This window comes from Roseivivax sp. THAF197b (genome assembly GCF_009363255.1).
GTDB lineage: Bacteria > Pseudomonadota > Alphaproteobacteria > Rhodobacterales > Rhodobacteraceae > Roseivivax.
On record NZ_CP045318.1, the window covers coordinates 2677153 to 2691702 of the forward strand.

At 56.8% G+C, this 14550-nt stretch carries 11 protein-coding genes and 2 pseudogenes; 8 read left to right on the top strand and 5 right to left on the bottom strand.

The genetic code is table 11. From position 1 onward, the window contains the following. The first annotated feature begins 3 nt into the window (after positions 1-3). Both FIV09_RS12825 and FIV09_RS12830 read left to right on the top strand, forming a co-directional pair. Complete coding sequence (locus FIV09_RS12825; protein ID WP_172975723.1) at positions 4-435, top strand: TadE/TadG family type IV pilus assembly protein; 432 nt, start codon at positions 4-6, stop codon at positions 433-435. After that, positions 425-2215 carry a TadG family pilus assembly protein gene (locus tag FIV09_RS12830; RefSeq protein WP_152450361.1) on the top strand — a complete coding sequence of 597 codons (1791 nt, stop codon included), beginning with the start codon at positions 425-427 and terminating at the stop codon, positions 2213-2215. The genes FIV09_RS12825 and FIV09_RS12830 overlap by 11 nt, the downstream gene beginning before the upstream one ends. A 56-nt stretch (positions 2216-2271) precedes the next feature. On the opposite strand, the gene FIV09_RS12835 is transcribed toward FIV09_RS12830, so the two are convergent. Continuing rightward, a complete protein-coding gene (locus FIV09_RS12835) occupies positions 2272-2742 on the bottom strand; it encodes a helix-turn-helix transcriptional regulator (protein WP_152450363.1) in 471 nt (156 codons plus the stop codon). Between the two features lie 409 nt (positions 2743-3151). Further along, positions 3152-3855: pseudogene (locus tag FIV09_RS12840) on the bottom strand (IS6 family transposase). A gap of 60 nt (positions 3856-3915) precedes the next feature. Here FIV09_RS12840 and FIV09_RS12845 point away from each other — a divergent pair. Then, a pseudogene (locus tag FIV09_RS12845) lies at positions 3916-4101 on the top strand (IS3 family transposase); the annotation flags it as partial. Positions 4102-4234: 133 nt separating this feature from the next. On the opposite strand, the gene FIV09_RS12850 reads toward FIV09_RS12845, so the two are convergent. From FIV09_RS12850 to FIV09_RS12860, 3 genes are all read right to left on the bottom strand, one after another. Further along, entirely contained in the window at positions 4235-5194 is a 960-nt protein-coding gene (locus tag FIV09_RS12850) for a PleD family two-component system response regulator (RefSeq protein WP_152450365.1), read from the bottom strand. 194 nt (positions 5195-5388) lie between these two features. Then, on the bottom strand, positions 5389-6363 hold the full coding sequence (locus FIV09_RS12855) for a PleD family two-component system response regulator (protein WP_152450367.1): 975 nt from the start codon (positions 6361-6363) through the stop codon (positions 5389-5391). A gap of 40 nt (positions 6364-6403) precedes the next feature. Then, a complete protein-coding gene (locus FIV09_RS12860; RefSeq protein ID WP_172975724.1) occupies positions 6404-6904 on the bottom strand; it encodes a PleD family two-component system response regulator in 501 nt (166 codons plus the stop codon). 473 nt (positions 6905-7377) lie between these two features. Between FIV09_RS12860 and rfbC the strand changes: the two genes are divergently transcribed. The 5 genes from rfbC (at position 7378) to FIV09_RS12885 (ending at position 14376) form a co-directional block, all read left to right on the top strand. Then, the gene (gene rfbC, locus FIV09_RS12865) at positions 7378-7938 is read left to right on the top strand and encodes a dTDP-4-dehydrorhamnose 3,5-epimerase (RefSeq protein ID WP_152452583.1); all 561 of its coding nucleotides are present in this window, start codon (positions 7378-7380) and stop codon (positions 7936-7938) included. Positions 7939-7942: 4 nt separating this feature from the next. Further along, complete coding sequence (locus FIV09_RS12870; protein ID WP_152450371.1) at positions 7943-9040, top strand: acyltransferase; 1098 nt, start codon at positions 7943-7945, stop codon at positions 9038-9040. A 163-nt stretch (positions 9041-9203) separates the two neighbouring features. After that, positions 9204-11192 carry an acyltransferase family protein gene (locus FIV09_RS12875; protein WP_152450373.1) on the top strand — a complete coding sequence of 663 codons (1989 nt, stop codon included), beginning with the start codon at positions 9204-9206 and terminating at the stop codon, positions 11190-11192. Positions 11193-11424: 232 nt separating this feature from the next. Further along, positions 11425-13017, top strand: a complete 1593-nt coding sequence (locus tag FIV09_RS12880) for an ATP-binding protein (protein WP_152450375.1) — start codon at positions 11425-11427, stop codon at positions 13015-13017. 357 nt (positions 13018-13374) lie between these two features. Continuing rightward, positions 13375-14376, top strand: coding sequence for a PleD family two-component system response regulator (locus FIV09_RS12885; RefSeq protein ID WP_152450377.1), 1002 nt, complete (start codon positions 13375-13377; stop codon positions 14374-14376). The last annotated feature ends 174 nt before the right edge of the window (positions 14377-14550 follow it).

The window sequence follows — 14550 nt, forward strand, 5'->3', positions numbered from 1 at the left end:
CGAATGGCCCGTCTTTCACGTCGCTTCGCACGCCGGTTCCTCAAGGATCAATCCGGCGCGGTTGCTGTCGAGTTCGTCCTGATCGCGCCCCTCTTGTTCGCGCTGCTATTCGGCATCGTCACGCTGGGCTATTTCATGGGGGTCAGCCATTCCGTTCAGCATTTGGCCTCGGGCGCAGCGCGTGCCTCCGTGACCGGTCTCGACGAGACCGAACGCGCGACGCTCGCCAACGCCTACCTGTCAGAGGCGGGCCAGCGCTATCCGCTGCTCGCACAGGATTCCGTCACGCCGACCGTGACCTTCGACACCGAAGCCCCCGCAGGCATCAACGTAGAGGTGGCCTATGCCGTGGACGGATCTTTGCTGGACCTCGCCAACGGGTTTCTGAAACTGGGCATCACCCGCATCACCGGGAGCGCCTATCTTGCTTACTGACCTGGCAACGGACCGCGTGCGGCGTTTCACCGAAGACGAAGACGGCGCGGTGGCGATCATCGTCTCGCTGATGTTGACCGTGCTGATCGGTTTCGTGGCTTTGGGCGTGGACGCAGCCTCGCTCTACCGGGATCGGTCGCTTCTGCAGCAGGTCACCGACCTGACCGCTGTCAGCGCGATGGCCGAGCCCGACGAGGCCCCCGCCCGCGCGACCCATACCCTTGCGCGAAACGGGACGGCGGCTTCTGCGCTGGACAGCCTTCAGACGGGTCGGCTTCTGCGCAATCCCGCCATCGCGCCGCAAGACCGCTTCACCGCCCTGCCCGCAGGCAGTCCCGGCATCAACGCCGTCCGCGTTGTCCTGAAAGACGACGCCCCCCTCCATTTCGCCCGCGCCTTCACCACGGAGACCCATGTGCCGCTGACGCGAACGGCAACGGCATCCCGGACCGGTGCCGCCAGCTTTGCGCTGACAAGTCACGTGGCCCATCTGGATGCGGCGGACCTCAATCAGCTCATTGCGCAAAACTATGGGGCAAGCGCCGCCATCGGCTTTGCAGATATGCAGATCATGGCGCAGACATCCGTGAACCTTGGCACGCTGCTCGGCGCGCTCGCCACAGGCCTCGGCAGCGACGCGCGCAACCCTGCGGAGGTGCTGACAGCCACAACGAGCGTCGGCGACATGATCGACGCGCTGTCCACGATTCTGCCGGCACCCTTGGCAGAGGCCGTGAGCGGGCTGGCCCAAGCGGCGGACACGTCTTCGGTATCGGTGGCGGCGCTCGTCGGTGGCATCGACCCCGCGCTCGGCCTGACCGCCTCGGATTTCCTGTCCGAGATCGAGATTTCGGCGCTGGATGTCGTACGGGCCGTGGTGGCCGCGGGTGATGCGCAGGCGCCCATCGCCCTGACCACCGATCTGGGCGTGCCAGGGATCCTCGCCACGGATATCACCCTGACCGCTGCAGAGCCCCCCGCGCAATCGGGCTGGGTCGCGTTGGGCGAAGAAGGCGTGCAACTGCACCGCGCCGCCATGAATGTGCAGACGGATATCACCGTCGATCCGACCATCCTTGGCAATCTGGGCATCGGCGTTCAGGCCACCCGCATCCATCTGCCGCTTGTCGCGGAACTCGCAGGCGCAACCGCCACGCTGGAGGAGATCGGCTGTTCGGTCACCAACCCGCAAGCGGTCGCGACCTCCTTCTCGACCGCGCCCACCGCGCTGCATCCGCAAAACGGAACGGCAGTCGCTGCGCTTTACCTCGGTTCATTGCCCGAGGACGCGGACACCGCAGGCGGCATCGATCCGGCGGATCTGGGCTTTGCCGATCTGCTCGAGGTGACCCTCGTGATCGATCTGCCGCTGCTGCCCGATGTGACCATCGCCGGGCTGACGCTCCAGGCGCGGTCGCACGCGACGGCAGGCCGCGCGCAAGCCGAGACTGTCCGCTTCACCCATGAAGAGATCGCCGCAGGCACGACGACGAAGACCTACGGGTCGGGCGATCTGCTCTCGACGGCCATCACGGATCTGCTGTCGCCTGCCAATACGGAACTGCGCGTCAAACCCGGCCAGGAAGGTCTGGTCTCCGGGCTCGCAGCGCCGCTGGTCGCAGACTTGCTCACCCTTCTGCCGACACGGTTTCTTTCCGCCCTCGCCGGACCGATTGACGCGGTCCTCGACGGCGCGCTCGACGCGGCCGGGCTGCAGATGGGTGCGGGGGAGCTGACCCTGACCGGGCATCATTGCGAGCCGATCCGCCTCGTTCAGTGAGGCGTCAGATGCCCCCGGCTGCGGGGTTTCGAGCCAGTCAGATACGCGCCGCCGGTTCAGGCGGCGGACTTGCTGCGCCCGACAAGGGGAAGAACATTACGCGTGCGCATCTGGGTCTGCGGCGCGTCCGTTTCATTGGCCATCGAGCATACTTCGTCGGTGACGAAAGCGATGAGCTGGTAGCGCGATTCCAGACCGGATTTCTGGTAGATACGGCCAAGCTGCGATTTCACCGTGGCGATGGCGCAGCCGCGCATCTCGGCGATTTCGCTGTTGGAAAATCCCTTCACCACGAAGATCGCGACATCCGCCTCGGCCTTGGACAGCCCCCAATCGGAAGCATGGCGCAGGATCACCGTCTCCTTGGCCACGGGCTCCCCTGCGCCCGGTGCCAGCTTTTCCTTGCGCTGACGGTTCAGGAATGAGCGCAATTGCGTAAAGGTAACATAGGCCACCGTCGCCGTGAGCGCGAAGAACAGGGCAAAAAGCGCCGACAGGATTGCCGGGTCCGCGGCCTCGCCGGGCATCGCAAAATGCCAGATCAAATACGTCTTGAGCGCAGCTATCGCTGTGACCAAACCAAACCCCGAAATCCAAATACGCAACACAAGCCTGCTCCTGTTAATTTTCCTTCTCGGTGGGGCTTAGATTAACGATGATTGTGGCGAGACTAGGCCCCGGGGAAGCGTTATCCCCGACACTCCTGCAACCACGACCTTGCGGATAAGCCGCAGATATGACGGAACTTATGGGGTGTCGCGACGGGCAACTGCGCCGGTGACCGGGGGCGCCATAGGATCGTTGCGATGCATCAGGCCGCGCAGCTGTCGTGCCTGTCGGCAAGCCGCCATACGGATGCAATTTGCTCAATGAGGAAAATGGCGGTGCTGGCAGACCAATTCGAACTCGTCTCTACTGCGGCAGTCGCGCTGACCTTTATGCCGCGCCGAGACCGCCCCACTCGGCGAGAGTAGCTGCGCGGTTCTGCTTGAAGATGTCGCGGCTGGAGAGAATGCGCTCCTAGTTGAAGTGATCGTGAGCGGATGAGTGGACGGCGGCGAATTTCTGAAGACTTAGTATCCGCCGGAATCGAAGCATCGCGCGCTCGCGTCTTCGCAATGATAGATGCGAGTTCTCGGCGCGGTTGTTGATCCAGCGCCCTTCGGCTTCGTGGTTGATGTGGCCGACATCGTGCACAGCCGCGCTGTAGGACCGGAGCGTGTCCGTCGTGAGCACCTCGACCCGCCCGTGCCGTTTCATCAGTTCCCGCAGGAATTTCAGCGCCCCCTTGCAGTCGCTGCGCTTGGTGACCACGCTTTCCAGCACCTCGCCTTCGTGGTCGACGGCCCGCCAGAGATAGTGCGTCTTGCCGATGATCGTGACGAACACCTCGTCGAGGCGCCAACGCCACCGGCTCGATCGAAGCCCCTCGATCCGGCGTTTCCGGATCTCGGCGGCGAAGGTCGGGCCGAAGCGGTTCCACCAGTAGCGCACCGTCTCGTGGCTGATTTCGATGCCGCGCTCGTGCAGAAGGTCATCGACGTTCCGCAGCGACAGCGGGAACCGAACATATAGCATCACCGCCAGACGAATGATCTCCGGGCTGGTCTTTAATACCGGAACGGGCTGCGCTTGATCATCGCCCGACGCTACGCAACCGCCCTGCCCCGCTCAAGTCCCAGTTCCTCTGACAGTGCCCTGCGATGGAGAGTTTCTTATCATCGCTTAAGATCGAGCGGACGGCACGAAAGGTCTACCGCACCCGCGATGCCGCCCGCGCCGACGTCTTCGATTGCATAGAGCGCTTCTACAATCCGAGACGACGCCAATCGAAGTTGGGTTATCTCAGCCCCACGGCGTTCGAGGACCGAGCAATGCAAATCTAAACCCGTGTCCACGGAAACGGAAGCAGGCCATTCTCTCCATTCGTCCGGCAGAGAAATTTCTACTTCCAAATCACCTGTACATCCGGGGATTTACCCTGACACGTGTCTTGCTGAGTTTGTCTGAAAGCACCCCTCAAGAAGCCATCGCCATCAAGCCAGGATTACCCTTCTTTGCTTTTATGCGCGCCTTCGCAACTTTGATCAAACGATCGAAATTTGGAGGCGAACCAACGTACATCTGAATTGGTTCTCCGATCGTAATATCCAGATGTGCTTCGCCAACCCTCTCTGCAAGAAGGCTACTTATCTGCGACGTCATTACATCTGGGTCAGGCACGTCCGTATTGACCATCGAAAAGATGAATGTGCCCATTCCAATATGACTTACAAACATATCCTGCAATTCAAATACCTCCCTCAGAACCCCAATAAAGATTGAGAGAACATCCAGAAACTCTTCCGCCGTTTTCTCTGAATAGAGCGCATCTATGTTGCTTATCTGAATTTGTGCCACTTGAACATTGTTGCCTTCGCTTCGAGTTAACTTCTCAAGGTAACTTTCGAAAGACCGAAGCGAAACCATGTTCTGGCTTTCAACATTCATGCTCATGACATCAATGGAGCGATCAACAGACACCATTGGGAAGCCAGAGATATCATTTGACTTACTGCTCTCCAACCGAAGCGCTAAATAACTATCCATCGCTGCTTTGCGCTCGGAGATTGACCTTTGCGCAACGCGCATCCTCGCGCTTACCTCAAGCAATTCAAATGGCTTTGTAATATAATCGAACGCCCCAGCACGAAATGATAAGTCAATGAACTTCTTGTCCGTCATTGCTGTTATCATGATGATAGGTGTGTTCTTATAGCTCTCAAGCGTCCTAATATCGCGGCATAGCTCGATACCATTTTTCTCCGGCATGACGATATCAAGTAAAATACAATCAAATGGCTTCCCTCCCTGATTCAATAAGGAGTAGGCCTCATCTGGATTGGTAACAATCGTCGTTTCGCTATACCCGACGTCGTGGAGGTATGCCTCCAAAATTTCACAAGCGTGCACATCATCATCTACAATCAGGATTTTCATTTTTTACCTCATGGCTTTCATAGGATTTGTCCCCGATGTCACCGTAGAAAATGTTACTAGTATACTGTTTTGTTTTCGTTGATCGCAACTAAAGCGATTTCTACCAGTCATTTTAAGAGGCATACACTACTTAGCACTCAGCTTTAGCCTACAAGTAAGGTAGTAGCCAAAAGTATTCGGTGGGGTATGTTCGATCATATCCCGCTAACCTTCTTTTGAACTTCCGTCGAGCTCCCCGCATCCAAGTTTCCCGCTATCATTTCAGCATCCATTGCCGCCTTCCTCAGCGCCCTTATCGTGGCCTGTTGAGACTTGAAAACCAGAGGAACAGGGTCACTGACCGATACATTATAGACAAATGCTCGGCCGTCTCCGTAGTAGAGATCATATCTGGATGACACTTCTGCCCATCGGTCTAGGAACCGCTGCCTGCCGAATTGCCTTCCGAGATCAGTTACGCCCGCAAAGCTACCACCCCCGGCATGGGAAAACATGAACCGGCTTGGCTTCAATACCTCTGCCAAGATCTCAGCGACATCCTGAAGGATAAAGCGAAACTCATACTCCTTCATCCCTGTACATAATCGCGCGATGTTATTTATTGACACTCCGAATGCGCACATACCGAACGTGTCTGACCTCGAAAGGTAAAGCAGGTAGTTTTCAAGGCGAAGATAGTCGATGCAACCATCCACATCCTCGATCCGAACTTCTTGAATTAGGTTCGCTGGACGAGATCGCTGCTCAGTTACGCCTACGACATCCTGCTTAAGCCTTTGTATTTCATTATTTTTATTGACCAGCTGAATGATGGCGTTCATTCTTGATCGCAAATTGAAGCTATCAAGCGGCTTGTTCACGAAGTCCGTTGCGCCCATCTGAAAAGCGCCATCAACATACTTCCGATCAGTCTCCTTAGTGATCATCAAAATTGGCGTAGAATGATATCCCGGAGTTGCTCGGATGAAACCTACCAAGTCAACACCGCTCATTCCGGGCATCTGAATATCAACTAAAAAACAATCGTAGGCTACTTTCGCGTGGTGAATCCTTAAAACAGCCTCTTCACCTGAAGAAGCAAAATCAATTCCACCTACGTCCATACCGCTAAGTATGAGTGAGGTGATTTCATGAATAATAGGGTCGTCATCTACAACTAGAATTCGCATCCGGGCGATCCTTTTTCAGATAGCTTGCTTCTACCCAATTTCACTTTTTATTATATTTATATAATTCATCAGCGAATATTGACATTATTTCGCTCTTGGTAATCATCGGCTTATTCGACCTTGAGGAGCCTCCCTGACTTATCCTCTCATTTGATCGCTTCATGTTCCTCCTGGAGGAATGGAGGTGTATTGCCGCATTCATCCTAAAATCGATCTCCGCAACCTCAAAAGGCTTTGTGATGTAGTCGGAAGCACCGGCATGCATCGCGTCGACTAGATATTTAGTCTCTCGTTTTGCTGTAAGCATGAGTATGGGCGTATTATCGAGTTCGGGCATACTTCTTGCGAGGCGACAAAGCTCGATCCCGTTCATCTCCGGCATAATGATGTCGAATATCAAGCAGTCATATTTTCCAGAATTTTTGGATAACGCACGGATTGCATCTACCGGTGACACCATGCAGTCGACAGTATGCCTACCGTCGACCGTAAGGATCGTTGTGAGAAGATCTAAGATGAACGTATCGTCATCTACGACCATGACATGCATCTTGCGGCCTCCAAGCGTTGCTTGAAGGTACCATCAAATGTGACTCCAACTTGGGAGTCGGCATGTTGATAGTGTGGTCGTTTCTAGTCCGCATATTGTTCTAAATATGGCGTATGACGGTGGTTCGGACGCACATGGTAGCCTAAAACCGAAAATTTACCGGCTTACCAAACACTTGGTCAGCTGCGGTACTTCGGACCATAAATCAATCAAGCCGTTGCTTAGGTCTGATATCGGCGGATCGCCCGGTCTTCTTGGTCAGCTCTCAAATAGCTCAGGGAGGAGCATCAGGAAAAGATGTAAACCCTAGACAACGAAATTCTGATCCAATTTAACGAGAGGGTGATGGTGTTGCAGCTCATCTTAAGATCTTGCAACAACACCACCCCAGCAGGCTGTAGACATGCCATGCAATTGTGACCAAAACAGGTTATGCAAACGAAACAGAGAGCCCAACCAGAACAGTGAACATTGAGCAGACAAGTCTTCCGAGCGTTTTGATCCTCACGCCACGCCGTTTCGGCGACCACCGCGGCTTTTTTGAGGAGACCTGGAACCACGACGTCTTCGAGGCAGCTGGGCTGGCCTTCGACTGGCGCCAGGACAACCATTCGCTGTCAGCGGCAGCGGGTACGGTGCGTGGGCTGCATTTCCAGGCCCCGCCGCGCGCTCAGGATAAGCTGGTACGCTGCGGTCGCGGCGCGTTGTTCGATGTTGCTGTCGATATCCGGCAGGGCAGCCCGACCTACGGCGACTGGGTGGGCGTGAAACTGACCCCAGAAAACGGCCGCCAACTGCTGGTCCCCGCAGGCTTCGCTCATGGCTTTATGACGCTGGCTCCAGATACCGAGATTGTCTACAAGTGCTCGGACACGTATGCGCCCGAGAACGAGGGGGCTCTTTTGTGGAACGATCCTAGAATCGGCATCGTCTGGCCAGATCCTGGCGTTACCCCGATTCTTTCTGAAAAAGATGCCGCCGCGCAAAAGCTATCTGCGCTCACTACCCCGTTCAAAATTGTCTGACAAAATGCACGCCCATCTGCGCTACCTCCAGACCCGCCATTTCGGCGCGCTGGACGGGGTGCGGGCGCTGGCTATCGCGATGGTGCTCTACCATCACTCCCCAGTGGGTGCGGCGCTGACCGATGGGCCGGTGATTGCGGCGCGCGGATTTCTAGGGGTGGACCTGTTCTTCGTACTTTCAGGCTATCTGATCACCACGCTGCTTCTACGAGAGCGGGACCGGAGCGGTTCCATTTCTTTGCGGGGCTTTTATTGGCGGCGCGCCTTGCGGATTCTACCGCTATACCTCGTCGTGGTGACTGCCGTTGGGGGCTATTACGTCCTGATTCAGGGCGATGCAGAGGCAGCCGAGATCTGGCCCTTCTATTATCTCTTCCTTGCGAATTTCCTGACTACCGACATCCCTAACCTTGCGCCGATGTGGTCGCTGTCGGTGGAGGAGCAATATTATCTGCTCTGGCCGGTTATCCTGATCATCTTGCCCACTCACTGGCTTTTGCCGGTGCTGGTAGCGGGCATAGCGGTGAACGTAGCGGGTGTAATGGGGGTCTTCGGCCTCACTGCACCAGAATGGGGACCCTTAAGGTTCGCACTGCCCGTCGCAACCTACGCGCCGATCCTGATGGGCTCGGGCCTTGCAATCATGTTGCATGGCAGGAAGGGCTTCGCGACACTCTGGCCAGTCCTTGGCACCCGCTGGGCGAGCCTTGCCGCGCTGACCGTGCTGGTGGCGCTAATGGCTCTTCTACCCCGCGACGTGACAGGTCTACCGAACCTCGCGCTGCATCTCACCATGACGGCGTTGCTGGCCGCCCTGGTGATGCGCGAGGACAGCGCGCTGGCGCCGGTACTCCGGCAAGCGCCCTTGGCCCGGGTCGGCGCGGTGAGCTACGGGCTCTACCTGTTGCACCTGCCAGTCCTGCATTTTGTGAGAGAAGCCTCCAAGATTTTGGGGCTCAATCTGGAAACTGTGCTGTTTCACCTGATTTATTGGAGCGCCTGTTTGATCGCTGCCGAATTCAGTTTTCGATACTACGAGAAGCCGTTTCTGAATCTAAAGACGTCATTTGCATCGGGAGGCGCTGCAAAGCGCCGAACATGATCGATCGGATGGCTTTCAAACAACGGTGACATCCCGCCCGAAAAATTCCCAAGTTAGCCCATCGAAAAGGCCACGCTTTCTGGCAATCACGCGCAAGAGCCCCGCTCCCGAAGGACAAGACCCGCCCGATGTCGCATCACTCCGCCCCCTGTTTCGCCCCCAGATGAGCGGGCTGGCCACCCCGCATCTGCCCTACAGGGCCGATATCGACGGGCTACGCGCGATCGCGGTGGGGGCGGTCGTGCTTTATCATTTTGGCGTGGCGCTGCCCGGGGGCTTTACCGGGGTGGACGTGTTTTTCGTTATCTCGGGCTACCTCATCGGCGGGCTGCTCTGGGCCGAACGCGCGGCCACGGGCCGGGTGCGCCTCGGGGCCTTTTGGCAGAGGCGCTTCCGCCGCTTGGCCCCCGCCTTCTTCGCCATGACGCTGGTCACGAGCCTCGTGGCCTGGGCGCTCCTGCTGCCCTTCGAGCTACGCGAATACGGCAAGGCGCTGATCGCGGCCTCTGTCTATCTAGCGAATGTGCTCTTCTACCGCCAGGCCGGCTATTTCGACGCGGCGTCGGAGGAAAAGCCCCTCCTGCACACCTGGTCGCTCTCGGTCGAGGAGCAGTTCTATCTCTGCCTGCCGCTCTTGGTGCTGACGCTCGCCCGCCGGCCGCAGGCCTTGATATGGGCGCTGGCGGCGATCTGGGCCGCCTCGCTCGCCGCGTGCCTCTGGGTGACGCCGCGCGATCCGCAGGCCGCTTTCTACCTCTTTCCTTTCCGAGCATGGGAGCTTCTTTCGGGCGTACTTTTGGCGATCTGGATGCGGGGACGGCCCACGCTCGGTCCCCGTTGGGCAGGCTGGACAGGCCTTGCGCTGATCGGCGCGGGACTTATCTCTATTTCTTCCGAAAAAGCCTTTCCGGGTGCCTGGGCCCTACTGCCCGTGATCGGCACGATGGGCGTGCTCTGGGCAGGGGCAGGGCGCGGTGTGGGCTCGCTTCTGCGCCATCCCGCCATGGTCTTTGTGGGGCGCATTTCCTATGCGCTCTATCTCTGGCACTGGCCCGTTCTCACCCTGTCACTGCAGCTGCGCGGGGCCTATGCGGGCTGGTGGGAGGCCGCGGCCTGGATGGCGCTGTCCGTCGCCCTCGCCTGGGCCTCCTGGGCCGCGATCGAACAGCCTGTGCGCAGAGGCCGCCTCGCGAGCCCCCGCGCGCTTCTGGGCTTTGTAATCACAGCCAGCGGCGCGGCCATGGCCTTTGGCGTCCTTGCCTATCTCAAGGACGGGGTGCCGGGGCGGTTCGGCCCCGAGGCGCGGGTTCATATCGCTGCCTCGGACGATTTCCTGCAGGATTTCAGCCGCTGCACCACACCGGAGGAGGACCCCTTCACCGGGCTCGAGATCTGCCCGCTTGGTCCGGACGGCCCGCCACAGGTGCTGGTTTGGGGCGACAGCCATCTGCGCGCCCTTTACGAGGGTCTGCGCCTTGCCGCCGAGGATACGCCAGCACTGGCCATCTGGCGCGCGGGCTGCCCGCCGCTTTTCGGCATCACAAAGTCCGAGAACAGCGCGAGCCCTGCCGAGGATGCCGCCTGCGCCGCAGCCAATGCCCGGATCGAGACCGCCATCGCCGGGATGCCCAGCCTCGCCCGCGTGCTCCTGATCGGACGATGGAATTACTACGCGTCCGGCACCGGGATCGGGCTTGATGCGGAGAACCGCATTGCCGTGTCGCATCCGACAAGCGGCAGGACGGGCGGTCCCGCTTTGGACGCGGCAGTGACGCAGACTGTGGAGACATTCCGCACCGCCCGCTTGCCGGTCTTCGTGCTGACCCAGCCCCCCGAACAGCCCGCCTATGACAGCCGCCTTGCCGCCCAAGAAGCCGCGCATCGGGGCTGGCCGCTGGCCGCGCCGCCGGTGACCGAGACCTCCGTGAGCCGCGCCGCGCTGGGGCCGCGTGTGGCCGAGGCCCGCGCGCTCTGGTCCGGGGCGGAGGTCACGCGGCTTGATCCCTGGCCCGCGCTCTGCGATGCGGTGACCTGCTTCGCGCTCCACGATGGCGTGGTGCAGTATTTCGACACCAACCACCTTACAAATAGTGCTGCCCGTCGGCTTGCGCCGATATTGGAACCGGTCTTCCAAAATTTGCGAAGACAGTAGTCTAAGTTTGCGTAAGTGTCCCTATCCCGCCTTCAGCGAAAAAGCGTAAGTTATTGACAAAGGATCAGTTTGAGCAGTTCCCGGTCTATTCCTACCTGTCCCCCAGGCTCTTCTGTGCACAAAGTTCTTGTGGGCGTAGCGCAACACATTCAGTTCTCAGATTTTCATTAAATATTCCTGTAGCGCATTACACACTACGGTCATTTGCTACTTGAGCCAGTAAGGACGCGGCGTGAAGGATATATCACTCAATCGGCCGCTCCCAGCGAGCGACGATGCTCGGATCGATGAAGCCCTAAGGCAGCTCTTTGTTCTAGCGCTCGATGCCGAGATCCTCTTCGAGGAAAAGGCCCGGCGTCTTCTACGCATAGGCTGCGAGGCTCTCAACCTCTCGTTGGGGATCATCAGTGTGGTCACCGAAGGGCGGTACGTTGTGCGCTATAGCCACGCGCTAGAAGCCGCGCCTGCTCCAGGGACAGCATTTGACCTGTCCGGCACTTATTGCGTCCACACGCTTCAGGCGGACGATGTCACCGCCTTCCATCACGTTGCCAAGTCCGAGATCCGAACCCATCCATGCTACCAGGATTTTGGTTTGGAGAGTTATATCGGCGTACCTTTGCGGGTGAACGGTCGGGTACACGGCACTCTGAACTTTTCAAGCTCTGCAGCCCTGAACCGTCCCTTCAGCGACAAAGAGTATGACCTGGCGCGCCACTTCGGCCAATGGATCTCTAAAGAATGGGAGCACTCTGAAGCCAAACGTGAGCTCGATAAGAAGACGACGCTGCTGGAAGCCATCCTCTCTGCGATGCCGGACGCCGTTGTCTTCGCGAGTCCTGAACGCGAAATCATCTCCGTGAACCCTGCTACTGAGACGATGTTCGGCTACTCCGCCTCGAACTTGACCGGTCGTCAAACCTCAGCGCTTTACTCGAGTTTAGCAGCCTACCAGGAAGCCGGAGAAAAAGCATATAACGAGTGGAAATCTGGGAAGAATGAACCGATGCTCGTCGAGTACATGCACCAGTCCGGTCGGATGATTGTCGGCGAAACGCATTCAATTCCGATGGACGCCCATGACGGGAGCCGGATGGGTTACCTCGCAGTCATTCGGGATGCTACTCAACGCAGCAAGTTGGACGCAGAGCGCGACAACGCGATCTCTACGGCAAGCCATGAGCTCAAGACACCCCTCACGTCCCTAAAAGGCGCCCTTCGCCTTCTGGACCTCTATGCCGCAGATCTGCCGTCTGATGCGAAGCAGCTGCTCAAAACCGCGGCGAGGAATTCGGATCGCCTAGAAGCTCTGACAAGAGCCATTCTGGATGCGGGTAAGTTGTCCAGCCAGCAAACCAACGTAGATCGCGAAGATGTTAGCCTCACTTTTTTGCTGAACGTATGCGCCATCGACACGAAACAGTTCGCAGCAGACAACAACGTGACAGTGAGTATTTCAAGCTTGGCCCAAATGGACTACATCGTTCACGGCGTCGAAGCCATGCTCCTGCAACTTGCGGTCAATCTAGCGACAAACGCCATCAAAGCGTCGCCAAAAGGCGGTCAGGTTGATCTTGGACTACTAGATGGCCGCTGCGGATTCTGGGTCAGGGATCGTGGAAAAGGCATCCCAGAAAAGATGAGACCCGTGCTTTATGATCGTTTTACAAAAGCAAGCGAAAGTTCGTATCGTTTCGGCGGAGGGACCGGCCTCGGCATGAGTATCGTCAAAGCAATCGTCGACCAGCACCACGGGCATATTTCGTTTAAGAGCGAGATCGGCGCTGGGACGACTTTCTACGTTGAGTTGCCTGAAGTCGAATAGCTTTCTCAATCTAACTAAACTTATGCAGTGAATGCCCATCCCCAGCCGTTTTCTTTTTCAAAAAATTCTCAGATTGAATCTGATATCTACAGCCCACTTCCTGAGTCGTACGCAGATCGTTGGTATTTATATTAGCTTCAGGCGGTCATAACCGCTCCGGCTCTATGTAGTATGCGCGGGGGAACAGCGATGCGAACCCATATACTTGGTGACCGGTATCTACCGAGTCGGCAAGTCACCGCTGAAATTATGCCAGCACTCCTGAAGATTCTGACACAGATTTTCCCTGAAATTGCTTTCAAAAAGACCTCATCCTTCAGCCATGTACATTAGGTCGACCCTGGAGGGTGCTCGTAAATGCGCATACTTGTCGTAGATGATGACCCAATATTTTTGGATTTGGTTGCAGTGAGACTCGAACAAAAAGGTCTTACCGATCTCACGCTGGCTGTGTCTTCCGAAGATGCCCTCAAGGTAATCGACGCACAGATTACGCCGTTCGACTGTATTTTACTTGATATATTGATGCTTGGAATAGATGGGATTGAGCTTTGCGCACTACTTCGGCAGAGATCAGAATATCGCGCCACGCCAATCATCATGATTACGGCAACTCAAGAAGCCGAGAGCATGGATCGCGCATTCGACGCGGGCGCCACGGACTTCTTAAGAAAACCACTGGACGACATTGATCTGACTGGCCGCATACACATGGCAATGCTGCTTGTGGACGCCTTACGGAATATGCAAAAAAGCCGTGAGACACTCCGAGCTGTACTCGATAACGGCTCCACCCTTGACTTGGCAGACGTATCTAAACGAATTTGCTTTCCTGATGCCGATGGGATGCTAGACTATTTCCAGTTTGAAAATAAGTTGCTTCAACTCAAAGACGGTAATTATCAGGCTACATTGTACAGAATAGATCTGAGCGAAATATGCAGAGAAAAGAAGCTTTATCAACCACAAAATACTGTCGTTTTTTTGCACAAGCTCAGCAAAGCACTTAGTAACATTAAATTCGAGAAGCCGTTCTGGTACTCCTACATAGGTGCTGGTCGTTTTATTTGCTGTGTAGTGGGTCGACTTCCCATAAATTCAACGCCTCTTCGTGAGCAGGTGGATATCGGTATCCACAAAGCATATGAGGCAGCCGACTTTCTGCGTTTGAACGCGCCTTCGATCGCCGTAACGCCTCTTATTGAGCAGCGCGTTACTCCCAGATCGACCCTTATCGACCTTGTTCGAAATGAATACAAGTCAGCTAGTACAGCAGGTCTCCATGGCTTCCCCGAGATAAGTGTAGTTGAAGATAATATCTTCGCTCAGATCTCTGAGTTCATAGATGCAGATTCCTGACCAGTGAGTCGTGTAGGAAATGCTTCGCGACTGCGCCATCGACCTCATAAGGGTTTGGACGTGTTGGCACTAGCCGCTTGGGCGAACTCCACATAGCGAACTAGACACGCGTTCGGAATTGCCGGAAGAAATGGCGGCCGACCGGACGGCTTGATTAACAGAATTCTCATCAAG